The organism is Methylomusa anaerophila, assembly GCF_003966895.1.
Taxonomy (GTDB): domain Bacteria; phylum Bacillota; class Negativicutes; order Sporomusales; family Sporomusaceae; genus Methylomusa; species Methylomusa anaerophila.
The window spans coordinates 2,211,150-2,236,896 of record NZ_AP018449.1 but is presented as its reverse complement, the minus strand read 5'-3'; the positions used below and the strand labels follow the sequence as shown (position 1 = coordinate 2,236,896).

Here is a 25,747-nt window from a genome sequence, read left to right as displayed (position 1 = left end):
ACTAATCGTTCGAAGTGACGAATTAGATGGAGATAACAGACAAAACCATGGAGTGACATCGTAAGGTCGTCCTGGCGCTCATCAAACAAAGTCATCATTCTCGGGGGATTAGGGTTTGATGTTGAAAAATACTTTAGGCATTAACTAAAGTTTTTTCAAACAAAAAACTACTCTTAGCATCAACCTTGATTTGCCTCGAACTGCTTAGAAGGTATCAGATGCGAGGCGTGACGAGGACCGCAACGGAGGCGTACTGGTTGTACGCCGGAGTGAGGACCGCAGGAACAACGAAGCAGATGGTGCCTTATAAGCAGTTCCCCCCCTTTTAGACCAAAGAGCGCAAGCCGGGGATTGACCTTGTGAGGTCAATCCCCGGCTTAGCGACCTAGCTATTAATCGGCACTGGCGGGCATGACTGAGAAACTTCCTGGGGAACTGCTTGAGATTTGATACGGATATTACGGTAGCGGCTCATACCGGTACCGGCAGGCACTAGCTTACCGATAATAACATTTTCTTTCAGTCCAAGCAGCGGGTCTACCTTGCCTTTGATAGCGGCTTCTGTAAGGACACGGGTAGTTTCCTGGAAGGAAGCTGCCGACAGGAATGAATCGGTGGCTAAAGATGCTTTGGTAATACCAAGCAAAATGGGACGAGCGACGGAAGGTTCGCCGCCTGCCTCGATAGCCCTGGCGTTCTCTTCCTCAAAGGTGTTAATGTCAATGTACTCTCCCGGCAGGAGGTAGGTATCACCTGCTTCTTCCACTTTTACTTTGTGGAGCATTTGACGGACCATAACCTCAATATGCTTGTCGTTAATTTCAACCCCCTGGGACTTATACACTTTTTGAACTTCATACACCAGGTACCGCTGTGTGTCCTTAAGGCCACGCACTCTGAGGATATCATGGGGATTGACTGCGCCCTCGGTGAGACGTTCGCCAGCCTCTACCAGCTGGCCGTCATTAACAATAAGTCTTGCCCCATATGGGATTTGGTATGCACGCTCTTCCCCCAAAGATGCATCCTGGGGATAAATGGTAGCCCGGCGCATGCCCTTAATTTCTTTAATCTCCACCTTGCCTGCCACTTCGGTAATAATTGCCTGGCGCTTAGGTTTTCTGGCCTCAAATAATTCTTCAACCCGCGGCAGACCTTGGGTAATGTCATCGCCGGCAACACCACCGGTATGGAAGGTTCGCATGGTAAGCTGAGTACCAGGTTCACCGATGGATTGTGCGGCGATGATACCAACGGCTTCACCTACATCAACCATATGGCCGGTACCCAAATTGCGGCCATAGCACTTTATGCAAACGCCAAACCGGGAACGACAGGTAAGAACGGAGCGAATAGAAACTTTCTTGCGGACTGCCACAATTTGATCGGCCAATTCTTCTGTAATCTCATCATTGGCATGCACGATAACTTCACCGGTATTGGGGTCTACAATTTCTTCCGCACAAACGCGGCCGACAATCCGGTCTTTCAAGGATTCAATCACACCGGTACCTTCCGTTATAGCTTCAACTTCGATACCTTTTATGTTGTTGTTACGAACTTTTACTTCCCGCGCATCGCTGGCTAATATGGCTTCAATGTGTTCTTCCGTAAGCAGCGTGTTGGCCGGGACAAGCACCCCGCCGGCGTAGTCTTTGACTGCGTCAACTGTATTTTTGCCGAGCATTTCCCTAATCATAGCCTCTTTCAGAGCCATACGAACCTTTTCTTCCGGTTCACCCAGCGAAATGGTTTCAGCAACGGCAGCGGCGTTACCTTCTTCGGTATCTACGGATGCTCCGCGAACGATGATTTCAGGCACACCATGTTCACCGATTAAGCGCAGGTTATCATCATTAAGCAGTGTTCCTTGCGCCAGAAGCAAATCAGCTGTCTTGGGATCAAATACATCTTGAACCAAAATACGGCCAATCAATGTGTCTTTCAACATGCCGATGGCGCCGGCGCTGGATTGAGCGAGACGGGCTCTTTCCCGCACCAGGTTGACGCTAACTATGTCGCAGTCTTCTTCCCGGACTATCACATCCTGGGCTACGTCCACTAGGCGGCGGGTGAGGTAACCGGAGTCCGCCGTCCGCAGCGCGGTATCGGCAAGGCCTTTCCTGGCACCATGAGTTGAAATAAAGTACTCCAACACGGTTAAACCTTCGCGGAAATTAGCCTTAATCGGCAAGTCAATAATTCGGCCTGACGGATCAGCCATCAACCCCCGCATACCGGCAAGCTGACGTATTTGTTGAATGTTGCCGCGGGCGCCGGAGTTGGCCATCATGTATACAGGATTGAAACGGTCAAGTGTATTCATCAAGGCGCTGGTTACGTCGTCCGTAGCCTTGGTCCACAAGTCGATAACCTTCTTATACCGCTCATCTTCGGTTATGAGACCACGGCGGTACTGCTTATCGATAGTGTCAACTTTATCCTCGGTTTCGGCCAATATATCCTTCTTTTCCCCGGGAATAATAATGTCAGATATGGCAATGGTCACACCGGCCCGGCAAGCAAAAGAAAAACCTAACCGCTTGACGCCGTCAAGTACGACGGCTGTCTTGGCGTTGCCGAACTTACGGTAGGAATCGGCTACAAGTTTACCAAGCTGTTTCTTATCCATCAGCTTGCCCAGATGCCATTCACCGTCTTTATACTCATAATGCCTGAGTTCAGGCGGCAGCACTTCATTAAAGATCATCCGGCCAACGGTGGTATGAACCCGGCCGAAATCTTTCATCCGAACAACCATTTTCTCATGCAGGTTAATGACTTCATGATTGTAGGCCAGCAAAGCTTCGTTGATATTGGCGAAGTATTTGCATTTACCGTCTTCAGGCTCTTTTTCAATACTAAGGTAATAAGAACCTAAAACCATATCCTGGGTAGGCGTCGCAACCGGTTTGCCGTCTTTTGTCGACAAGATGTTATGAGCCGATAGCATCAGCATCCGGGCTTCCGCCTGAGCTTCCGCCGAAAGCGGCACATGAACCGCCATTTGGTCTCCGTCAAAGTCGGCGTTATATGCAGTACATACCAACGGATGAATCTTAATGGCCCGGCCTTCGGACAATACCGGCTCAAACGCTTGAATACCCAAACGGTGAAGAGTCGGCGCCCGGTTTAATAATACCGGATGTTCTTTAATTACTTCTTCCAGTACATCCCAAACCTCCGGTCTTACCCTTTCAACCATTCGCTTGGCGCTCTTGATATTATGAGCGTGACCGGCATTCACCAGTTTTTTCATAACAAAGGGTTTAAAGAGTTCCAATGCCATTTCCTTGGGTAGGCCGCATTGGTGCAGTTTGAGTTCAGGACCAACCACAATAACCGAACGGCCGGAGTAATCAACCCGTTTACCAAGAAGGTTTTGGCGGAAGCGTCCTTGCTTGCCTTTTAGCATGTCACTCAAAGACTTTAGCGGACGATTGCCGGGTCCGGTAACCGGACGACCGCGGCGACCATTATCAATAAGAGCGTCGACCGCTTCCTGCAGCATACGCTTTTCGTTGCGGACGATAATATCCGGCGCACCCAGATCCAACAAACGCTTTAGGCGATTATTGCGGTTGATTACACGACGATACAGGTCGTTTAAGTCGGAAGTGGCAAATCGTCCACCATCCAGTTGAACCATCGGTCTAAGCTCCGGCGGAATGACAGGAACAACATCCATAATCATCCAGGCAGGATTATTGCCGGATTTGCGAAATGCCTCCACAACTTCCAGCCGGCGAATGGCTCTGATTTTCCGCTGGCCGCTGACTTCTTTAAGCTCTTGTCTTAGTTCCCGGCTAAGTTTTTCCAGATCAAGTTCTTCCAGAAGTTTTTTTATAGCTTCAGCGCCCATTCCAACCTTAAAAGCGTTGCTATATTTCTCGCGGTTCTCCCGGTATTCATTTTCATTTAAGAGTTGCTTTTTCATGAGCGGCGTATCGCCGGGGTCAATTACGATATAAGAAGCGAAATACAACACTTTTTCCAGTGAGCGGGGCGAAATATCCAGAATAAGACCCATCCGGCTGGGGATACCTTTAAAATACCAAATGTGTGAAACCGAAGCAGCCAGCTCAATATGACCCATCCGGTCGCGGCGCACCTTGGAACGAGTTACTTCAACACCGCAGCGGTCGCAAATGATGCCTTTATAGCGTATACGCTTATACTTACCGCAATGACATTCCCAGTCACGGGTTGGACCGAAGATTTTTTCACAAAACAAACCTTCCCGCTCCGGTTTAAGGGTACGGTAATTTATGGTTTCGGGCTTTTTTACTTCACCATGGGACCATTTACGAATTTGTTCCGGCGAAGCCAATCCAATACGCATTGAATCGAAGTTATTTACGTCCAACAAGGGGTTATCGCTCCCTTCTAAACTAGTCAAGATCCTCCGGATCCTCGTCCAAATCGTCTAAATCGGGCAGATAATCAGGGGAATTAGACTTTTTTTCCTTCTCCTTTAGCTTTTTGGCAGTACTCGCCTTCTTCACCGAAAAATCGAAATCCTCGTCCGGACTTGTACGGCTATCAGCTTCCATTTCACCGATTTCGGCAATAATATCAAGTTCTTCTTCCAGTGGTTCCAGATCGAATTCGTCAATCATATCGGCTTCAAGATCCGAAGTTTTTCGTTCATGCGGCGATGGCGGGGATGTGTCGCCGCCGCCTAAGCTAAGTTCCAGTTCCTTAGCCGTTTCATGGACATCATCATCTGATTCACGGATCATAATCTCTTGCGCATCTTCAGACAATATCTTGACATCTAAGCCGATACTTTGCAGTTCTTTGATAAGAACCTTGAAAGATTCGGGGACACCCGGCTCAGGCACGTTTTCACCCTTAACAATCGCCTCATAGGTTTTGACACGTCCTACTACGTCATCAGATTTGACGGTAAGAAGTTCTTGCAGGGTATAAGCCGCGCCATAGGCTTCCAGCGCCCAAACTTCCATCTCGCCAAAACGCTGACCGCCGAACTGGGCCTTACCGCCTAGCGGCTGTTGGGTAACCAAAGAGTATGGTCCGGTAGAACGGGCATGAATTTTATCGTCTACCAAATGGGCCAGTTTCAGCATATATACATAACCAACGGTTACCGGATTATCAAAAGCCATCCCGGTGCGTCCGTCATAGAGTATACTTTTTCCATCCTCAGAAAGCCTGGCAGCTTTTAAGGTCTTAATGACCTCTGTTTCTGTGGCGCCATCAAATACCGGAGTTGCCAGATGCACACCGGCAATATCCGGTTTCGGCAGGCCGTTCTTGGCCAGATTATAGCCAACCTCCTGGAGTCTGTCCCCCAGGGTGGGGTCCATGTTTCTGACCTGCATGCCGATAGCGGCGGCCGCACGACCCAGATGGGTTTCCAATACCTGACCAATATTCATCCGTGACGGTACGCCCAACGGATTCAATACAATCTGAACCGGGGTGCCATCAGGCAAGAAAGGCATATCCTCCTTCGGCATAATTCGGGAAACGACACCTTTGTTGCCGTGACGCCCCGCCATTTTATCGCCTTCGGATATTTTTCGTTTCTGCGCGATATAACAACGCACCAACTGGTTGACTCCTGGCGGCAATTCGTCGCCATTTTCCCTGGTAAAGACTTTAACGTCGACAATTTTTCCTGCTTCACCGTGAGGTACACGCAGGGAGGTATCCCGTACCTCCCTTGCTTTTTCGCCAAATATCGCCCGGAGAAGACGTTCTTCGGCTGTAAGCTCGGTTTCCCCTTTAGGTGTAACCTTGCCGACCAAAATATCCCCTGGCCTTACTTCGGCTCCCACACGGATAATGCCCCGGTCATCCAGGTCTTTTAGCACATCTTCCGCTACATTGGGGATGTCCCGGGTAATTTCTTCCGGTCCTAATTTAGTATCACGGGCATCACACTCGTATTCCTCAATGTGAATGGAGGTAAATACATCCTCTTTAACCAAATCCTGGCTTAACAGGATGGCATCCTCGTAGTTGTAACCTTCCCAGGGCATAAACGCTACCAATACGTTGTAACCCAGAGCCAATTCGCCTTTGTCGGTGGAAGGTCCGTCCGCCAAAACCTGGCCTTTAATTACCTTCTCGCCTTTATAAACAATGGGTTTCTGATTGATACAGGTGCCTTGGTTGGATCTTAGATATTTTAAAAGTTTATAAGTATCAAGCCCGCCATTTTCGGTACGGATATGAATCTCATTGGCAGTCACTTTCTCAATTATCCCGGCATTTTTTGCCAGCACCACTACCCCGGAATCCCTGGCAGCCTTATATTCCATGCCGGTACCGACAAGCGGCGCCTGAGTTCTCAGAAGCGGTACGGCTTGTCGCTGCATATTGGCGCCCATAAGGGCCCGGTTGGCATCGTCATTCTCGAGAAACGGAATCATAGCAGTTGCAATCGATACAACCTGCTTAGGGGATACGTCCATGCAATCCACCTGTTCCGCGGGAACAACGAGAATATCGTGTTTGCGGCGGCAGGTTACACGCGGCTCCTTAAACCAGCCGTCCTCACCAACTTCTTCATTGGCTTGGGCTATAATCAACTCGTCTTCCTCATCAGCAGTCAGGTATACAACATCATCCGTTATTTTTCGCTCATGTTTGTTCACTTTGCGATACGGTGTCTCAATAAAGCCAAACTCGTTAATTCTGGCGAATGTGGACAAAGAACCGATGAGACCGATGTTTGGTCCTTCCGGGGTCTCAATTGGGCACATTCGGCCATAGTGTGAGTGGTGAACGTCGCGAACTTCGAAACCCGCTCTCTCGCGGCTGAGTCCCCCCGGTCCCAGGGCACTAAGACGACGTTTATGCGTCAGTTCAGCCAGCGGGTTGGTTTGGTCCATAAATTGGGAAAGCTGGCTGGAGCCAAAAAATTCCTTAATGGCGGCGACAACCGGCCGAATGTTGATGAGAGCTTGCGGTGTAATTACATCAACATCTTGGATAGTCATCCGCTCTTTAACCACCCGCTCCATTCTGGCCAAGCCGATTCTAAACTGGTTCTGGAGCAGTTCACCCACAGAACGCAACCGACGATTGCCCAAATGGTCGATATCATCCGTTGAGCCGTGGCCGTCCATCAAATTTAACAGGTAGCTAATTGAAGCGATTATGTCTTCCCGGGTAATGGTGCGATGGGTATATGGCAAGATAGAGTTGAATATTAATTTGGCAACACCGCCGTCTTTTTGCTGTATTTTTATATCATGAATGCCTTCGCCCTCAAATATTCTGGCGGCGGCAATCTTCTGGATCACATCTTCGTCAACTACGGTACCCTCAGGAACAATCACTTCACCTGTCTCCAAATCTGCCAGCGGCTGGTGAAGGGTTTTGCCCAAAAGTTGGCGGCGCCACCCTAATTTCTTAGCTAATTTATAACGGCCAACTGTAGCTAAATCATAGCGCTTGGAATCAAAAAACAAAGATTCCAGAAGCTGAGCGGCATTTTCAACCGTCGGCGGCTCACCGGGACGAAGACGCTTATAAATCTCTACCAGGGCTTCTTCCCGTGAATCGGTGTTGTCACGTTCCAGCGTGGCCCGGATGCGTACGTCATCATTAAACAGCTCTGTAATCGCACCGTTAGATACATAGCCCAGGGCGCGAACTAACACAGTGACAGGTATTTTACGAGTACGGTCGACCCTTACCGATACAACGTCGTTGGAATCGGTTTCCAGTTCCAGCCAAGCCCCGCGATTGGGAATAACAGTAGCATTGTACAGTTTTTTGCCGGTAGTATCGATAGTTTCGCCATAGTATACACCCGGTGAACGTACTAACTGGCTGACAATAACCCGCTCGGCGCCGTTAATAATAAAGGTGCCGTTGTCGGTCATGAGCGGGAAATCACCCATAAATACTTCCTGTTCTTTGATTTCTCCCGTCTCTTTGTTAAACAACCGGACACTTACTCTCAACGGCGCAGCATACGTTACGTCACGCTCTTTGCATTCTTCCACGTCATATTTTGGCTCACCCAGATTAAAATTTTCAAATGACAATACCAGGTTACCGGTAAAATCCTGAATGGGCGAAATATCATGGAATATTTCCTGGAGTCCTTCTTTTAGAAACCAATTGTAAGAGTTCTTTTGAATTTCAATAAGGTTGGGCATGTCCAGCACCTCGTTGATTTTCGCGTAGCTGTACCTGACCCTTTTGCCCACCGGAACAGGATTAAACATTAACCCTTTCACCCCTTAGCCATGATTCGCTGGCCTTAGTATCTGACAAAGTGCAGCATACTCTGTCTGCGCTAAGCAAATAATAAGTCCGCAGATAGGTAAAATACAAAACAAGCAAGGCTCTTCATTTTGGGCAAGGACCTTGCTTATATCCACGATGAACTTCCCTTTCATCCTCCATTATATTACTATTTCCTGCCAATACATGTCTTATACTATCAATGCAATAATTTTTTGGATAAATTTATAAAAAAAATATGTACGGCAATATATAATGGTATCAATTTTAAATAAATATGTCAAGAAATTTTCTTTATTTTATAAAAAAAATTTTTAAATTTAAAATTTAAAAATTTTTTTAGATTTTATATTTTAAACGTTCTTCAAAATTAAAGAGCACCAAAGGTGTTAGGTGCTCTTTTAACAATAGTTTTTAATAAGAATTACTTGATCTCAGCGGAAGCGCCGGCTTCAACGAACTTAGCTTTGAGAGCTTCAGCGTCAGCTTTGGGTATTTTCTCTTTAACGGGTTTGGGAGCGCCGTCAACCAGATCCTTGGCTTCTTTCAAGCCGAGACCTGTAACTTCGCGAACAATTTTGATAACGTTGATTTTAGCACCACCGGCGCTGGTCAGAATAACGTCAAACTCAGTTTGTTCCTCAGCAGCAGGAGCGGCAGCGCCGCCGGCAGCAGGGGCAGCCGCTACGGCAACAGGAGCAGCGGCCGATACACCAAATTTTTCTTCCAGAGCTTTAACCAGTTCAGACAGTTCCAGTACTGTCATTTGTTCAATAGCTTCCATAATTTGTTCTTTATTCATCTTACGTACCTCCATATACTTTCATATAATTTATTTACTTTTAGGTTGGGAACTGATTATAAACCGCCATCTGCGTCGTTGCTCCTGCGATCCTCACTCCGACGTACAACCAGTACGCCTCCGTTCCGGTTCTCGTTGCGCCTAGACGGTCTGACTATGATTGATTATAAATGCTTATCAAGTTGATACTCAATAAGTTTTTTTCATATGCAACGGTATCCGACGATTTCTAATCAGTTCGCGGCATTTGATAAATAGATAAGCTTTTTAGGTAAGAAGAGCTTAAGCCGATTCTTTCTGTTTGCGTACGGCATCAAGCGCATATACAAGATTGCGCAAAGTACCGGAAAGAACATTGACGAAACCGGCAATCGGAGCCTGCATACCTGCCAGGATTTTGGCGACAAGCACTTCTTTCGGCGGGAGACTGGAAAGAGCTTTTACGCCATTGACGTCAATTACTTTTCCCTCTACTATGCCAGCTTTAATTTCAAGAGCCTGTAACTTGTTTTCTTTTACAAACTCAGAAATAACTTTGGCGGGCGCAACCGGATCCACGGAAGAAATAGCGATTGCAGTAGGTCCTTCCAGGTAGGCTTCGAGACCCTCAATGCCTGCTTCTTGGGCGGCGATGCGAGTCATTGTATTTTTAATAACCCGGTATTCAACGCCAGCCGCCCGCAATTTGGAACGAAGTTTAGTGTCCTGAGCAACAGTCAAGCCGCGATAGTTGGTCAAAACCGCTCCTTTGGTGTTAGCCAGCTTTTCTTTAAGTTCCGCAACTATTTGCTGTTTCTCCTGTATTACAGCCATCTATTTACACCTCCTTAGCTAAAGTACATTAAAAAGCGACCCCACGGCAGTAAAAACCGGAGGTCGCTCGAAACGCATACGTCACGTCGCCAAATCCCCGGCCTCGGCAGGCAAGCCATTTTTTCAAATAGCTTATTAAACCTATTCAGTGCCTACTGTCTATAGCCTTTGTTACCTATTCACTTTAAGTCGGGAAATGCTTATAAACCGCCATCCCGATGCCCTTGCAGCATGTTTACTGCCAACCAGGTGCCATATCGAATGTCTCGTAGGCGACGGTGCATCGTTGTTCCTGCGGTCCTCACTCCAACGTACTTGCCAGTACGCCTCCGTTCCGGTCCTCGTCACGCCTAGACGGTCTGACTATGATTGATCATAAATGATTATCAAGTTGATACTCAATAAGTTTTTTTCATATGCAACGGTATCTAACGATTTCTAAGCATTTCGTGCATTTGATAATCTAGAATCTATTCTTTTTTCTCAGAAGCTTTCAACGGGTTAACCTTTACGCCGGGTCCCATCGTAGCGCTTAGGGAAATGCTCCGCATATACTGACCTTTAGCCGCAGCGGGTTTAACCTTAATTAATGTATCAATCAGGGTGCGGAAGTTTTTCAGCAGTTTTTCGCCGTCGAAGGATACCTTACCAATAGGCGCATGAATGTTTCCCGCTTTATCAGTGCGGTACTCTATTTTGCCGGCCTTAATCTCGTTAAGGGCACGTGCCAGGTCCATGGTAACCGTACCAACTTTAGGGTTTGGCATTAAACCCTTGGGTCCGAGAATTTTACCAAGACGTCCTACCATGCCCATCATATCCGGCGTAGCTACTGCCACATCAAAATCCGTCCAGCCCCCCTGGATTTTTTCAACCATGTCTTCGGCGCCGACAAAATCAGCCCCGGCACTCTCGGCTTCTTTGGCTTTTTCACCTTTGGCAAATACTAAAACCCGTTTCGTTTTACCTGTACCATGAGGCAGAACAACTGCACCACGTACTTGTTGGTCAGCGTGTTTGGGATCAACGCCCAGCTTGACAGCAACTTCCACAGTTTGGTCAAACTTGGCGCTAGCTGTCTTCTTAACCAGCTCTACAGCTTCATCAGGATCGTACAGCTTATCGGCATCAATAAGCTTTGCTGCTTCCTGATACTTTTTACCGTGTTTCGACATATTATATTCCTCCTAATGTGGTAATAACGGAAGTGCAAATCCTCCCACCGGGGCATCCCCCTTACAAAGCATCATAATGATTGTTTGTTACATTTGCTACATTTGTTCAGTAGCTTTTTCAGTCAACAATATCAATCCCCATACTTCTGGCTGTCCCCTCAATCATCCGCATTGCAGCCTCTACGCTGGCAGCATTGAGATCCTGCATCTTCGATTCTGCAATTTCGCGAACTTTGGCACGAGCAACCTTGGCAACTTTTTTCTTGTTGGGTTCACCGGATGCTGTTTCAATACCGGCTGCTTTCTTTAGAAGCACAGCGGCAGGCGGAGTTTTAGTAATGAAGGTAAAAGATCTATCTTCAAAAACCGTAATCTCAACTGGAATAATTAAGCCGGCCTGACTGGCTGTTCTTTCATTAAACTCTTTAACGAAAGCCATGATATTGACACCTGCCTGGCCTAGGGCCGGACCTACGGGAGGCGCCGGCGTAGCTTTACCGGCAGGAACTTGAAGCTTTACAAGTTTTACCACTTTTTTGGCCATATATTACACCCCCTTATATCAAACAATATATTTACAAATATATTTATGTTCTTGCAACTTGTGAAAAATCCAGCTCAACCGGCGTTTCCCGACCAAACATGTTTACAAGTACTTTTAGTTTACCCCGGTCAGGATTAATTTCGGTCACTGTGGCTGTCCAATTCTCGAAAGCGCCGGAGGTGATACGCACCAGCTGCTGAACCTCAATATCAACTTTCGGTTTAATTTCTTCTATTCCCATCGACTTAAGGATGTGTTTTATCTCAGTCTGGCTGAGTGGAATAGGCTTGGTACCCGAACCGACAAAGCCAGTTACCCCCGGGGTATTTCGCACAACGTACCAGGACCGGTCGGTAACAATCATTTCAACCAGTACGTACCCGGGAAATACTTTTTTCTTGGCAATTTTCTTTTTGCCATCCTTCATTTCCACTTCATCTTCCATAGGCACAAGCACTCGGAAAATTTCATTTTCCATCCCCATGGAATGAACTTTCTTTTCCAGATTGGCTTTAACCTTGTTTTCGTACCCGGAGTAAGTATGAATTACATACCAATGCTTTTCGAGTTTTTCGGATTCCATTGCCTTCAAGGGACGTTCCAAACGCCCCCTACCCCCTTAGTCTACTTGATAAGAACTTTAAGTATTTGAGTAAGTATGCTGTCGATTACCCAAATTAGAGCCGCTACGACGACGACAGAAACAAAAACTATTCCTGTATAATTGATTAAGTCTTGCCGGGTCGGCCAAGTTACTTTTTTTAATTCGGCTCTAACTTCCCGAAAAAACTTTTTCCAGCGCGCAGTACCGCCTGTAACTGCAGTTTCTTGGGCTGCCATAATTTCACATCCCGTTCAAAGTGCTGGCAGGGGCAGTAGGACTTGAACCCACAACCAACGGTTTTGGAGACCGCTACTCTACCAATTGAGCTATACCCCTACGTTATAGGCATTCTTTTTATGATTACGAAACCATCCGATAATTATTTTGTTTCTTTATGGGCAGTATGTTTTTTGCAAAATTTGCAATACTTGTTGAATTCCAATCTATCCGGATCGTTTTTTTTGCTTTTATTGGTCTGATAATTGCGTTGTTTGCATTCAGTACAGGCCAATGTTACTGCATTGCGCATGGCGTACACCTCTCTTACCAGTAATATAATAGCTCAAACAATTAATTTTGACAACTTTTTTGATAACTTTTTGTAAGGTCACTAATACAATTTAGCATAATTATACCGGCGTGTCAATAGCCCACAGCCTCGGGCATGTCACTAATTATAAGCCTAATTTTTAAATAAAATAAAGCAGGGGTTTGTCCCCCGCTTTATCAATTATATCCAATCTATTCAATATTATGCAAGCGTTTGGTTCACTATTCGGAAATAGCGGTTACCACGCCGGCGCCTACGGTACGGCCGCCTTCACGGATGGCGAACCGCAGACCTTCTTCAATGGCAATGGGGGTGATGAGCTCGATGGCCATTTGCACATTGTCACCCGGCATTACCATTTCCACACCTTCCGGCAGGTGTACCACTCCGGTTACGTCGGTGGTACGAAAGTAGAATTGCGGCCGGTAGCCGTTAAAGAACGGCGTGTGGCGGCCCCCTTCTTCTTTGGACAATACGTATACTTCCGATTTGAATTTGGTATGGGGTTTGATGGAACCGGGTTTAGCCAAGACTTGGCCCCGCTCGATTTCTTTCCGCTCAACTCCGCGCAGCAGGGCGCCGATATTATCGCCGGCTACTGCCGAATCCAACAGCTTGCGGAACATTTCCACACCCGTTACTACCGTGGATTTTGGTTTATCGCTCATACCTACGATTTCAATGGTGTCCCCTACTTTTACCGTGCCCCGTTCTACACGGCCCGTTGCAACTGTACCGCGACCGGTAATGGTGAATACGTCTTCCACCGGCATCAGGAAGGTTTTGTCGGTATCGCGTTCCGGTGTCGGAATATAATTATCTACTTGCTCCATCAGTTGATGGATTTTGCCGCACCATTCACAATCCGGCTTAGCGCACCCGCACTCCAGGCACTTTACGGCCGAGCCGGCTACTACCGGAATGTCGTCCCCGGGAAATTCATAGCTGGAGAGAAGTTCACGAACTTCCATTTCAACCAGTTCCATCAGTTCGGCATCGTCAACCAGGTCAGATTTGTTTAGGAACACAACCATCGCCGGCACACCTACCTGGCGGGACAGGAGGATGTGCTCACGGGTTTGCGGCATCGGCCCGTCGGCTGCGGATACAACCAGGATGGCTCCGTCCATCTGCGCAGCACCGGTAATCATATTTTTAACGTAGTCGGCGTGGCCCGGGCAGTCGACGTGGGCATAGTGACGCTTTGCCGTCTCATACTCAACGTGAGCGGTGTTAATGGTAATCCCCCGCTCTCTTTCTTCCGGGGCTTTGTCAATCTGGTCATAAGCCATGAACTCTGCGCCGCCGTGTTTGGACAATGTCAGAGTGATTGCAGCGGTCAGGGATGTTTTGCCATGGTCAACGTGACCAATTGTACCAATGTTAACGTGGGGTTTGTTTCTTTCAAATTTTTTCTTAGCCATTTACTTAGACTGCCTCCTTATGGAAACTAATTAAAACTAAGCTTATTCATGTTTCTGCAACTGATAGTCGTATAAGTCGTATAAGTCGTATAATTTGCAAAAATAAATCAAGATACTTCGCGGTTCTATAAAGTTAGAATATTCTATCTCACTCAAAAAATTCCTGCAAAGCACGGGGTATAAACACGGGCGCCAGCGTTTTCAACTGTGAAAAATTCAAGTTACTTTCTGCTAAAGTGTAGATAAATCAACTATTTTTACCTTCCTGAAAAGTTACAAATTTTGAGACAAAAATAAAAAAATCTTACAGTTAAACTGCAAGATTTTTTCGTTACTTGGTGGCGGCGCAGGGATTTGAACCCCGGACACTGCGGGTATGAACCGCATGCTCTAGCCAACTGAGCTACGCCGCCGTAAATGGAGCTAGTGACCGGGATTGAACCGGTGACCTTATCCTTACCAAGGATACGCTCTACCGACTGAGCTACACCAGCAAATGTAAAACGGGCTTAGAACGCCCATCTGCTTCGTTGTCGTTCGGACGCTCGCTTGCGTACTTCTTATGTACGCTGCGCTGCACATCCTCACTGCCGCCTCGCATCTGGGCATTCTAAGCCCGTTTTACGGTTAGGTGGCAGAAACAATACATAGTTGCAGTTGGGGTGATTTAAGACCAGATAATTTTAGATGGTTGCGGGGGCAGGACTTGAACCTGCGGCCTTCGGGTTATGAGCCCGACGAGCTACCAACTGCTCCACCCCGCGATGAGTGAGATGAGTGACTGGTGGAGGGAGGTGGATTCGAACCACCGAAGTCAAAGACGGCAGATTTACAGTCTGCTCCCTTTAGCCACTCGGGAATCCCTCCAAAATATAGTGGAAGTGGAGCTGGCGAGAGGAATTGAACCCCCAACCTGCTGATTACAAGTCAGCTGCTCTACCTATTGAGCTACGCCAGCACTTGCCTTTTTTTAGTCACCGCAAACGAGGCCCTCGCCTCAGTGACAAAATTTATTATATAATATCAAAATTGCTATGTCAACTTTTTTTTGCAGGCAAATACATCCTTAATTAAGCTCATAACTAGTGGTCGGTTTACTCTAGGTCCCCAATCCAAAATTCAATTCCAACCGCTCAGAGTCGACCATAATCTCAATCGCCAAAAATTTTGATTCACTCACTTTTATTTTGGAATTGTCCCCAACTACTAAACCTGGCGGCAATAATTTTACCACGACCCCCATTTTTCCCAGGCTGGTCACAGCATTCGAAGTAACCATATTAACCATCTCGGAAATAGCGCTTTGCGCCATATCATCCAAAGCGGCGACCGGCATTCCCATCATCATGGTAGACGCTATCTTTCTGGCTGTGTCCTCCGTCATATTGTAGGCAATACTTCCTGTAAGGGCATTTGTGACTCCTACAACTACGGTCAGACCTTTACTGGTCACGTACTGATCACCGGCAGACAAGCCGCCACGGGAAATTTGGGCGAATCCTAATTGCGGCATCACTGCTGCTACTGCGTCAACAAAGGGATTAATCAACTTTACATCCATACTTGCCACCTCCTATAAACTAATCCATATTAAGATATTAAGATCAAAATTTCACATGTGCAGCTGGATCCGCTGTTATTTTTTTGCTTATTCCGGTATAATATGCCAATTCTATATCAATCGTACATCTTGATTTTCGGATCTTTTTACCAATTACTTAAATTAATTGTCATAAAAAAACGCCTAGTGTCTTGGCCATGTTATATTTTAGTTTTAGGGCGAGACAAAATGGCAAAGGGCAAGGAAGACCCGACGACGCATACTGGAAGGGGTCTGCTAGGAGGGGCTGACGCCGCCATTTGCTATTTTGTCCGTCATCAAACTAAAAAGATAATGTGGTCAAGACACTAGGCTGAAATGCAGCCTTAGGCGTTTTCTGTTGCCGTTACCGCCAGAAAAAGTAATAGTATGACACAGCGGCAACAATAAAGCGATAGTAGGCAAAGGAAGCCAGAGTTGACTTGTTTAAGAATCGCAAAAACCAAACAATTGAAAGATACGCAGTAATAAACGCAACCACAAAGCCAATGGCGATCATAGTCAAATCATCTATACTTAGCTTGTCCAATATTTTTAAGAGATCATAAACACAGGCAACGAACATTAAAGGCACAGCGATAATAAAGGAAAATTCGGCGGCAGCTTTACGGCTCATTCCGAAAAATAAGCCTCCTGCTATGGTCGACCCTGACCGGGAAAAACCAGGCCAAAGAGATAGTATCTGAAACAAACCTACAAAAAAAGCCTGGGAAATGCTCATCTGGTCAACTTCTTTGGTACGAGGATTTGAGAAATATTTCTCAGCGACCAGCATGAGAACTCCGCCCGCTACCAAACCGATAATTACAGTATAAGGAGAAAAAAGATAAGCTTTGATCGGCTTATGTAACAGAAAACCTATTATCATTACAGGAATAATTCCAGCCAATACATGGATTAACGTTAGCTCATTACCGTCGCTTCCAGTCCGCCTAGGAGTTATCATATGCAAAAACTTATCGCGATATAGAATCAAAACCGACAAAATAGCGCCAAGCTGAATAAAGACTTCAAACACGCTGGCTTTTTCCCCTTCAAATCCAAGAAGAGATCCAACTAAAATCATATGTCCGGTGGAAGAGATAGGTAGATACTCGGTCAAACCTTCTACTATACCGATAATTACGGCAATAACATTTTCATTCACAGTTGTCACGTCCTGTCTCAGAATCAGTATTCAGTATTCCGTATTCAGAATTCAGAATGTTTCGGCGAGGCCGTTCTTCCATTCCATCTCCTGACTCCCGCTTCCTGAATAGTCACTCCCTTATTATACTACCATATTTTGCCTCACGTCAAAGGGTCAGACATGGAAACAGAAAAAGAAAACCGGATTAATGTAAAAATATTCCTTGCTCCTTAACGTTATTTGCTATAATATGTACCCGTTTGTTTTGATCCATAAATGCGATGAAAACCTCATGAATTTTGTCTTCATGCTGCTTGCGGAATTCTTCAATCTGCTGCGACGAAAATCCCATGCCTTGTAAAGTATCTTCCTGCAATTTTCCTTCCAGAATGACGGGTATCAAAATACTGTTAGGCGGAACATTTATATTTACCTGGTCTGGTGTTATCGGGGCATGTTCGGCTTTTTTTAAGACGCTTAGTTTACCGTGGGGTTCCAATATAGCCAGTTCTACCATAGTAACATCAAATACATCTTTTTCCCGCAGGAGTTGAAGCAGGCTTTCTACCGGCATGCGAGCCTTACGCAGGTTTTTTTTTAAGATTTGCCCCTTCTCCACCATAACAACGGGCTTTAAGTTTAACTGATAGTTAAGTGCGCGAAATTTGATTACCAGCCAGTCAACTATAATCTGCATCATACCTAAAACGAAAAGCGCAGCCAGGCCAGTGAGAATTTCAATTCGCTGGTCGATGATTAACGCCCCCGCCACCGCCCCGATAGTAATAGAGATGATAAAATCAAAGGGACTCATCTCGCCCATGGATCGATGCCCAATAGCGAGCATTACTACCAGGAGCATCATCATACTTACAACGACCCTGAACAGCGTTATGCCCAGAGTATCCAAAAATATCACCCCGCCATCATTTACCACATAGTGTGATCCGACAGCGGGGTTTATTATTCGCCCGGTGCTCAGGTTATCAAATATCTCGAACTGCTAAGAAATCGTTAGATACCGTTGCATATGAAAAAAGCTTGTTGCAACGAGTTTGCTAATTACGGTTCTACTACTATCATAGTCAGACCGTCTAGGCGCGACGAGGACCGGAACGGAGGCGTACTGGTTGTACGCTGGAGTGAGGATCGCAGGAGCAACGACGCAGATGACGGTTTATTAGCAGTTCCCACCTTTAAGCCGAGTATTAAATCGCCTAATCGCCGAAGCAAATCCCTATGGCCCGCCCCGCCAAAAGCAGCTCATTATCAAGGGGAACATTGTAGGCTTGGCCGGCTATTTCTTCAATAGGAATGCGGATGATCTGATTTTTATTGAGGGCAACCATATGGCCAAATACGTTATCTTTTATGCACTGAACTGCCGCAACACCGTACCGGGTGGAAAGAACCCGGTCAAATGCCGTGGGGCTTCCGCCGCGCTGCAAATGTCCCAAAACAGTGCAGCGGGATTCAATCCCGGTGATTTCTTCAATTTCCCTGGCCAGTTTTTCGCCGGCCCCGCCCAAACGTATTTTTTCATGGCTGCCTTCCACTATGCGGGAAACGGATACTTGGCCACCACGGGGGAATGCACCTTCGGCTATTACGACAATGCTGAACCTTTTGCCGTTGCCTTGCCGCTGCTTGATCTTAGCAATCACCGGTTCGATGGCAAAGGGTATTTCGGGAATCAATATGCAGTCAGCGCCGCCGGCCATGCCGGCATGCAAGGCAATCCAGCCGGCATAACGCCCCATGACCTCCAGGACCATAACCCGGTGGTGAGATTCAGCAGTGGTATGCAACCGGTCAAGGGCATCGGTAGCTGTGGCAACCGCCGTATCAAAACCGAAAGTTCTCTCTGTCCCCGGAATGTCATTATCAATGGTTTTGGGAACAGCCACAACCGCTAATCCCATGGCCTGAAAGTCAGATCCGACTTTCAGAGTGCCGTCGCCGCCAATTACTACCAAGGCCTCAATCCTCTTTTCCCGCAGATTGGCAAGGGCCTGTTCCGACATGTTTTCATAAACGATTTCATTACCCCGCTTTTGAGGATAATGAAATGGATTATCTCTATTGGTTGTCCCTAAAATGGTGCCGCCCCGGGGCAATATACCCGACACCGCCTGATCCGTCATGGCAATCATCTGATTTTCTACCATACCGCCAAAACCATTCTGGATTCCCCACACTTTCATTCCCGCACCTAATGCAGTCTTTACCACGGCCCGAATTACAGCATTGAGTCCCGGACAGTCTCCGCCGCCGGTCAATACGGCTATTGTCTGAATATTTCCATTTGCGACCACATAATCACCCCCTATCCGAAATGTATTTTAACTGATGGCGACAACTTTCAACCCTTCACCGGAATAAGAAACAGGTTCTGATCCCATATTCCCGGAGTACACCAGTTCTCCGTTCTCGAAACTGCCCGGCCAAGCGGCCACAACGGTTTGTTTTTGGCTCAGCCGGCGCAACAAGGTTAACGGATTAACTTGCAGCACAGGCGCGAAGAGCACTTGCGTATTGTCTAACAATATCACATCGGCGCTCTTTTGTTCCAAGACTTCGTCCATAATGTTGGCTGCTTCACCGGCGCGCGCCTTTGGCGACATTTCAAATAACTCGTCGGTCAATAGCGTCTTGCTGTCAACATATACCCACCCGCGCATTTCCGATAATTCACGCATGATTTTACTTTTGCCGCTGCCCGGCTTCCCGGCGATAATTACCAGTCGCTCCCCTTTTTTCCCCACTTCACGTACACTCTCAACCACATGGGTAATAGTTACCTCCATATCGCATCCCCCTTATAATAAGTCTATATGTTACACGCTATATTTTCTTATTCTCTAATCGACCAATTATCTCCTTTGCAAAAAAGCAAAAATGACACCGGTATTAGGTGCCATTTCAATTATTACTATTATTACTATGCTATTAGTTCAGCTATTCGTCACAAACATCGCCAAAATCGGTCAAATTAAGCTGACTATCCTTACCCATACCTGTTAAACCCTTGTACATTCCACGGATATCAGTATCGTCCCCACGGTTTTCCAGGTACCGTTCCAGTTTGCGCTTTACCCGCTGCAAGGCGTTGTCAATGGATTTCACATGACGGTCCAGTTCAATAGCTATTTCTTGATAGGATTTGCCATCAAGATAGGACATAAGCACTTTCCACTCAAGGTCACTTAGAATCTCGCCCATTTTTTCTTCAATATCAACAAACTCCTCGCGATTGATTACCAATTCCTCAGGATCGGTAATTTTTGAACCTGAAAGCACATCCAGGAGCGTACGATCAGAGTCTTCATCATAAATCGGCTTATTTAAAGATACGTATGAATTGAGCGGTATATGCTTTTGCCTGGTAGCAGTCTTAATCGCCGTAATAATCTGCCGGGTAACGCATAGCTCGGCAAAAGCCCGGAATGACGAGAGCTTGTCATTGCGGAAATCGCGAATAGCTTTATACAAGCCAATCATACCTTCTTGAATAATGTCCTCCCGTTCAGCGCCAATCAAAAAGTATGACCTGGCTTTCGCCCGAACGAAGTTGCGGTATTTGTTTATCAAATACTCCAGAGCGACCATGTTGTCATTATCTTTGGCATCAAATACAATCTCTTCATCGGTCAAATTATCAAAACAACTGTATTGATCGCGTTGAGTATTAACCCGCATCGCATCGCCCCCATACTAGTTTTATTTTGTTGTTATAGAAAAAGAAAATGCACTAAAGCGATTAGTGCCGCTACCAACGGTGCATGTCTTGTCACATAAATTATAACTGCTCACAATTACTTAGTCAAGCCCTTAGTCGCGGGTCTCAGGCTTTGCCGCCGCGGCGTATGGCGTCCAGCCGCCGCACCAGTTCGTGATCGAGACGGTTTCCTATTTCATAGCGCTTCTGCGGCAAAAGCTTTCCGGCCATGTTGTCTTGGATCTCTTTTTTGACAGCGGCAACCTCCGCTTTCAGTTCCCTGGCGGAGAGGCGACAAGCTCCCGCGCCAATGACCATCATTTGTTCAGCGGCGTCTGAGGTTACGACATAGACCCGCTCTCCCCCGCGCACAAGATAGTATACCATTTTCTCGATTGAACTGTCAGCAGTCTCTCCTTCCTTGGTAAATACCACCTCTACATTACCTGCCATGCCATAAATTTGATCCTTCCCGGCCGCCAAATGGGCGTCAAAGACGATAACCGTCTTAAACCCTTTATATGCACCATATTCCATAAGTATGTCCACCAGTTTATCACGGGCATATTCCAGATTGTCTTTTACAGCAACAAGGTCAGGCCAGGCATTGATGACGTTATAGCCGTCCACAATCAGTATTTCCATGTACTTGCTCCATTTCTAGTGGTCTGTAAACTCTAAAGCTATAGGATGAATTGCGAGAGGTTTTTCGTCCTGCGAGGCGGAGGAGGCGCGCATATCGGGAATATGTAAGGCGACGACAACAAAGCAAGACGGAAAAGATCTCGCAAGAACACTATAGAATTAGGGTTTACAGACTACTAGTCCTTACTGTCATCCGCCTTCTGAACCGGTTTCGCTTGCAGCCCTACCCTCATAACTGTGTTGTCAGGCAAATAGCGGTCTTTTGACAACACTTCACGTCTTATTTCGTGGCCCGTTGCATCACGCGTCAGCCGGATTGTAGTTACCTCATAACCGGGTTTTCCTTGCTTTTCCACTTTGCTGCCCCCCATAGGCAAATCGGGGTCAGCCTTTTTTATCACTGTGGGCTCAATAGTCTGTTTTTCGGCAGTGACTATTTCTATGGTTTTTTCCGGCGATCGCTGGCCGAATATGCCTATGTAAAGTTTATTGCCTGAAGTTTCCGCCATTATCATCAGCGGCGCCGAACTGTTATTGAGAAATTTAAAGTCCAGAAGGCCGTAAACTACCGTAGCGTCCCGCCCCAATGGGACATAGACCAGGGGCTTGGAGTGATTTGTCCTTTCTACGATATCCAGCCCGGCCATCAGCACAGCATTATACAAGGTGGACGAAACCTGACAAATGCCACCGCCAATTCCGGGGACAAATTCACCATTGATGATTTCCATGGCTTCCTTAAATCCTTGCGGCTTTTCTCTTGGACCTACTATATCGTTAAAGGAAAAAACTTGCCCGGAATGTATCATCCAGCCATTAATTTTCTGGGCTGCCAGTTTAATGTTAGCTGTGCGGTTAACATCTTCAGGGCTGAAAGTAGTGGTATAGACAGAAATAGGTTCCTTAATGTTATTTTCAGCAATATCGGCGGCGGTTATATCGGGGTTTACGGCTTTGACCGGCAATGATATACTGCCTGCTTCCAGACGGTTTAACGCCGCCAGCACCTGATCCCTAAGAAGAGGTATGTCCAGTTGTTTGCCTGCCTGTTCAGGCACTAAACCGCCTTTTAACAGACTTAGGGTAGCATTCTGGGGCGGCTGTTCAACCATTTCTTGCAATTGACGGAATATATCATCTAACTTGTTTTCATTATACTTGATTTTAAGTGGTACTAAATAGCCTTGCTGCTTGGCGTGACGAATATTTTTCAGCCGCTCCCACCAGGAGCCCTCACGCCCAAATTTCCAGGCCGTTTCCGCCGTAGATGCCGCATCAATACTAAAATCAATATTTTGCGGTTCCAGGCGAAATACCAGATCATTATGGGATAAGAGGATAGGCTTGTCAAGGTGATCTTTTTGCCACATCAGCAAAATCTGCGCCACCTCATCGCAAGTTTTTCCACCCACATCAATATTGGCTACCGTTACGCCGGCATAGACTTCACTAGCGAACAAAGGCCGGAGCATCCACCCCAGTCCCGCTAAAATCAAAATCGTTAAGATAGCCGCCGGCAATACCACCCGGCGCTTCACTGTCCTTTCACCTCCCTCTGTCTAAGCACTTCATACATGAGCAGCGAGCAAGCTACAGAAGCATTAAGGGAAGTTATTTTCCCGCGCATCGGTATGCGAACCAGAAAATCGCACGCTTCTTTGGTGAGCCGCCCCATTCCCTCTCCTTCATTGCCAACCACCAGGACAATAGGTCCGGTTAGATCGGCTTCGTAGTAATTCTTTTCCCCGTCCATATCGGCCCCAACTACCCAAAGCCCTTGCTTTTTCAGAGATTCCAGCGTCTGAGACACATTGCCGATACGCGCAACCGGAACATGCTCTACCGCGCCGGCGGAAGTTTTTGCTACCACCTGAGTGAGAGGGCAGCTACGCCGTTTGGGAATCAGCACGCCGTGCACAGCGGCAGCGTCAGCAGTGCGTAATATAGCCCCCACATTATGCGGGTCGTTAAGCTCATCCAGCAGGACAAGAAAGGGCGTCTCATTATGATTTGTAGCATTTGCCAAAATATCTTCCATTTCCACATAACTTACAGGCGCTACCATGGCTGCTACTCCCTGGTGCTTTGTCCCGCCGGACATCTGATCCAGTTTAGTCCCGTCTACCTCCTGTACTACCAGCCCCATAGCCCGTGCCTGACTGATGATCTCACGGATCGAACCATACTTTTCTCCTTTTATTACCAATATCTTGTTAACGGCCCGCCCGGATTTTAGTGCCTCCATGACACTATTTCGCCCGGTAATGATTTCATCGTTCTGACACATCGCAACCACTCCCTGCATCGTCTTTGATTCTATTCTGTCATCTTGAGCCGCAAACCAACCCTGGCTCCCTGACTCTTACTACAATATTTAAGCGATTACTAACAAAGCATGCTTTTAGAAGACCCGCAATCTTAATTTTATAGAAGATTTTATAGAAACCGGTTTATACCTTCATATTACCTCATACAACAATGTATGCATAGTAAATAAACGGCAGACATCACCATCTGCCGTCTATAATAGAGTTCACGGTCCTGATACTCCAAAATTAAGAAACTTCAATAATAAACCGATTAGGATTGACGCTTACATCGATAATTACCTTCTCGCTGATTCGATGCCCCTGATCGTCCGCAACAACCGTAACGATAGGCTTGGTTTTAGTTTCATCGGCATATCCTTTTATCATCCCGGTATACCGGTTGTTCAAACGGACAGTCGCCCCCACGGGAAACACGGCAACATTCGCCACAAGACTGTTTACCATATCCGGATGAAAGTAGGTTGAACCGGTTTTTTGAATAATAGCTAATGTATTGTAAACTGATAAAGCCTTCCGGTAAGGAGTGTTTGCAGTCATAGACGAATATACGTCGGTAATGGCGGTAATCTGCGCAAACTCATGAATCTGATCCTGCCCGATTCCCCTGGGGTAACCGCTGCTGTCGTACCGTTCGTGATGCTGCAAGGCGCAATTGGCCGATACTAGGCTGATATCCGGATTTTGGCGTAGTATTTCAAATCCGGCTTCAGCGTGCCGCTTTACCTCACTCATTTCTGCGGGAGTAAGATTTCCGGGCTTGTTGATTATTTCTCTGGGTATGCTAACCATTCCCACGTCTCTTAGGAGAGCTCCCAACCCCAATTCCTTGAGTCTTGTTCCTGTGAGTTCTCCACTCATACCCATCATCATGGCGAAAAAGTACCCGCTTACAGCATGCTTAAATAAGTAATCATTGCATTTTCGCATTTCAACGAACAGCGGCTGAATCTGCTTATGCATGCAGCACTCAGTGAGCAATTCTATAACTTTTTCCTTAGTCGCTTTTGTATCAACATACTTGCCCACTTCCACTTCATCCAGAGCTTGATAAGCCGCATTAATAATCTCAGCTTTAGCAGCTTGCGCTTCTTTGTCGTTGGGATCAATCAACTGCTGTTCGTCAGGTTCTATGTAGATATATGTGATATCCATATCGATAAGCCTGGCAATATGGCTATCAGTCAATTCCACGCCGCTGCCCAATACGACTTGGCCGTTTAAGCCATATATGGCCTGAGCCAGTTTCATACCGGCAGCAACATTTTCCTTTAATATCCGCCGCACGTATGACCCTCCTTTTACAGCCTTTCCTGTCACTTTCCCTGATACAATTAGCGTAATTAACATAGTTCTACAAAAACCGGCTTATTCCTGCCATACACCGGCACACAGTTGTCCTGCCGGATATACTCCTACGTCAACCTCCAACATAATAAACATCATTTTATCATTCTTATTATTCTTATTATTCTTTAGGTATAAATTTCTGCAGCCATGGCTCTACTGCAAGCAAAAGCTCACTCATTTTTATTATCATATTCCTGATTTCCCATTGGGCCCCATGGGTAAGCACCCGTTTTTGATAAAGATCCAGGAAAGATCGCAAGTTGAGTGAAGTCACAAAGTTTGTGCCAGCACTTCCCGGCAGGACAAACCGGGCATCCTCCTTAGTCACGCCGGCTGCCAACAGTTGGTCATATGCCTCCTGCGCCTTCCTCATGGCAACCATAAATTTTTCCTTGGTTACTTCGTTGTCAGCAACGGTTTGGGGTATGATAAATTCAAACAGACCGTCCGGGTTTTGTGATGATTGTTCCGAAACGTATCTTTGGCTTTGAACCGACAGACTAACCCCGATACGATGACGGCTGTATTGGGCAAGAAGTGTACGGGAAACCCGTTTAACTGCAAAAGTCATATGGCAATGTTCCACAACACTTAAATGTTTATTGGACAAAACATGTTTTATTAATCGTAACATTTCTTCCTCAGTCGGGGTCTGGTCGATAAGTTCGACAGGCGATAAAGGGCTATAGCAGGTTCGAGCCGCAACCCAAATGGTTTTTAGATAGTCCGGTGTTTTTGATATAAGTTTAACTTCCACAACATGCCACTCCTTATATTATTTTGGGGGCAAATCCCACTTTGCTGTTTAATGCGCCGTAACTTTTCCACTCCGCCCCC

The 25,747-nt window shown here is 46.5% G+C and carries 21 protein-coding genes and 6 tRNA genes; all 27 read right to left on the bottom strand.

Annotation, left to right across the window (positions count from 1 at the left end; genetic code table 11):
- Positions 1-385: 385 nt before the first annotated feature.
- Positions 386-4,369: a DNA-directed RNA polymerase subunit beta' gene (gene rpoC, locus MAMMFC1_RS10015; RefSeq protein WP_126310552.1), complete on the bottom strand. Its 3,984-nt coding sequence runs from the start codon at positions 4,367-4,369 to the stop codon at positions 386-388.
- Positions 4,370-4,391: 22 nt separating this feature from the next.
- On the bottom strand, positions 4,392-8,210 hold the full coding sequence (gene rpoB, locus MAMMFC1_RS10010) for a DNA-directed RNA polymerase subunit beta (RefSeq protein ID WP_126308379.1): 3,819 nt from the start codon (positions 8,208-8,210) through the stop codon (positions 4,392-4,394).
- 443 nt (positions 8,211-8,653) lie between these two features.
- The gene (rplL, locus tag MAMMFC1_RS10005; RefSeq protein ID WP_126308378.1) at positions 8,654-9,031 is read right to left on the bottom strand and encodes a 50S ribosomal protein L7/L12; all 378 of its coding nucleotides are present in this window, start codon (positions 9,029-9,031) and stop codon (positions 8,654-8,656) included.
- Between the two features lie 282 nt (positions 9,032-9,313).
- Entirely contained in the window at positions 9,314-9,844 is a 531-nt protein-coding gene (gene rplJ, locus MAMMFC1_RS10000) for a 50S ribosomal protein L10 (RefSeq protein WP_126308377.1), read from the bottom strand.
- A gap of 470 nt (positions 9,845-10,314) precedes the next feature.
- Positions 10,315-11,019: a 50S ribosomal protein L1 gene (gene rplA / locus MAMMFC1_RS09995; protein WP_126308376.1), complete on the bottom strand. Its 705-nt coding sequence runs from the start codon at positions 11,017-11,019 to the stop codon at positions 10,315-10,317.
- A 118-nt stretch (positions 11,020-11,137) separates the two neighbouring features.
- A complete protein-coding gene (gene rplK / locus MAMMFC1_RS09990) occupies positions 11,138-11,563 on the bottom strand; it encodes a 50S ribosomal protein L11 (protein WP_126308375.1) in 426 nt (141 codons plus the stop codon).
- A 43-nt stretch (positions 11,564-11,606) separates the two neighbouring features.
- Entirely contained in the window at positions 11,607-12,146 is a 540-nt protein-coding gene (gene nusG, locus MAMMFC1_RS09985; protein WP_126310551.1) for a transcription termination/antitermination protein NusG, read from the bottom strand.
- Between the two features lie 41 nt (positions 12,147-12,187).
- A complete protein-coding gene (secE, locus tag MAMMFC1_RS09980; RefSeq protein WP_126308374.1) occupies positions 12,188-12,403 on the bottom strand; it encodes a preprotein translocase subunit SecE in 216 nt (71 codons plus the stop codon).
- 24 nt (positions 12,404-12,427) lie between these two features.
- Positions 12,428-12,503, bottom strand: a tRNA-Trp gene (locus tag MAMMFC1_RS09975).
- 43 nt (positions 12,504-12,546) lie between these two features.
- The gene (rpmG, locus tag MAMMFC1_RS09970) at positions 12,547-12,696 is read right to left on the bottom strand and encodes a 50S ribosomal protein L33 (protein WP_126308373.1); all 150 of its coding nucleotides are present in this window, start codon (positions 12,694-12,696) and stop codon (positions 12,547-12,549) included.
- A gap of 242 nt (positions 12,697-12,938) precedes the next feature.
- Entirely contained in the window at positions 12,939-14,141 is a 1,203-nt protein-coding gene (gene tuf / locus MAMMFC1_RS09965) for an elongation factor Tu (protein WP_126308372.1), read from the bottom strand.
- A gap of 336 nt (positions 14,142-14,477) precedes the next feature.
- Positions 14,478-14,554: transfer RNA gene (locus MAMMFC1_RS09960), tRNA-Met, on the bottom strand.
- 5 nt (positions 14,555-14,559) lie between these two features.
- Positions 14,560-14,635, bottom strand: a tRNA-Thr gene (locus MAMMFC1_RS09955).
- A gap of 194 nt (positions 14,636-14,829) precedes the next feature.
- Positions 14,830-14,905, bottom strand: a tRNA-Met gene (locus MAMMFC1_RS09950).
- An 18-nt stretch (positions 14,906-14,923) separates the two neighbouring features.
- Positions 14,924-15,008, bottom strand: a tRNA-Tyr gene (locus tag MAMMFC1_RS09945).
- A gap of 15 nt (positions 15,009-15,023) precedes the next feature.
- Positions 15,024-15,099 (bottom strand) — tRNA-Thr (locus tag MAMMFC1_RS09940).
- A gap of 141 nt (positions 15,100-15,240) precedes the next feature.
- Positions 15,241-15,702, bottom strand: a complete 462-nt coding sequence (locus MAMMFC1_RS09935) for a chemotaxis protein CheX (RefSeq protein WP_126308371.1) — start codon at positions 15,700-15,702, stop codon at positions 15,241-15,243.
- A gap of 385 nt (positions 15,703-16,087) precedes the next feature.
- A complete protein-coding gene (locus tag MAMMFC1_RS09930; RefSeq protein WP_126308370.1) occupies positions 16,088-16,888 on the bottom strand; it encodes an undecaprenyl-diphosphate phosphatase in 801 nt (266 codons plus the stop codon).
- 187 nt (positions 16,889-17,075) lie between these two features.
- Positions 17,076-17,807, bottom strand: a complete 732-nt coding sequence (locus MAMMFC1_RS09925; RefSeq protein WP_126308369.1) for a DUF421 domain-containing protein — start codon at positions 17,805-17,807, stop codon at positions 17,076-17,078.
- A gap of 280 nt (positions 17,808-18,087) precedes the next feature.
- Positions 18,088-19,185 carry a 6-phosphofructokinase gene (locus MAMMFC1_RS09920; protein ID WP_232035760.1) on the bottom strand — a complete coding sequence of 366 codons (1,098 nt, stop codon included), beginning with the start codon at positions 19,183-19,185 and terminating at the stop codon, positions 18,088-18,090.
- 27 nt (positions 19,186-19,212) lie between these two features.
- Complete coding sequence (gene brxF / locus MAMMFC1_RS09915; protein WP_126308368.1) at positions 19,213-19,677, bottom strand: BREX-3 system P-loop-containing protein BrxF; 465 nt, start codon at positions 19,675-19,677, stop codon at positions 19,213-19,215.
- A 151-nt stretch (positions 19,678-19,828) separates the two neighbouring features.
- Positions 19,829-20,569 carry an RNA polymerase sporulation sigma factor SigH gene (gene sigH, locus MAMMFC1_RS09910; RefSeq protein WP_126308367.1) on the bottom strand — a complete coding sequence of 247 codons (741 nt, stop codon included), beginning with the start codon at positions 20,567-20,569 and terminating at the stop codon, positions 19,829-19,831.
- 145 nt (positions 20,570-20,714) lie between these two features.
- The gene (locus tag MAMMFC1_RS09905) at positions 20,715-21,233 is read right to left on the bottom strand and encodes an NYN domain-containing protein (RefSeq protein ID WP_126308366.1); all 519 of its coding nucleotides are present in this window, start codon (positions 21,231-21,233) and stop codon (positions 20,715-20,717) included.
- Positions 21,234-21,409: 176 nt separating this feature from the next.
- Positions 21,410-22,771 carry a VanW family protein gene (locus MAMMFC1_RS09900; protein WP_126308365.1) on the bottom strand — a complete coding sequence of 454 codons (1,362 nt, stop codon included), beginning with the start codon at positions 22,769-22,771 and terminating at the stop codon, positions 21,410-21,412.
- Entirely contained in the window at positions 22,768-23,520 is a 753-nt protein-coding gene (gene rlmB, locus MAMMFC1_RS09895) for a 23S rRNA (guanosine(2251)-2'-O)-methyltransferase RlmB (RefSeq protein WP_126308364.1), read from the bottom strand. Before rlmB ends, MAMMFC1_RS09900 begins: the two co-directional genes overlap by 4 nt.
- A gap of 268 nt (positions 23,521-23,788) precedes the next feature.
- Positions 23,789-24,847, bottom strand: coding sequence for an HD-GYP domain-containing protein (locus MAMMFC1_RS09890; RefSeq protein ID WP_158618722.1), 1,059 nt, complete (start codon positions 24,845-24,847; stop codon positions 23,789-23,791).
- A gap of 181 nt (positions 24,848-25,028) precedes the next feature.
- On the bottom strand, positions 25,029-25,667 hold the full coding sequence (gene thyX / locus MAMMFC1_RS09885; RefSeq protein ID WP_126308362.1) for an FAD-dependent thymidylate synthase: 639 nt from the start codon (positions 25,665-25,667) through the stop codon (positions 25,029-25,031).
- Positions 25,668-25,747 lie beyond the last annotated feature (80 nt).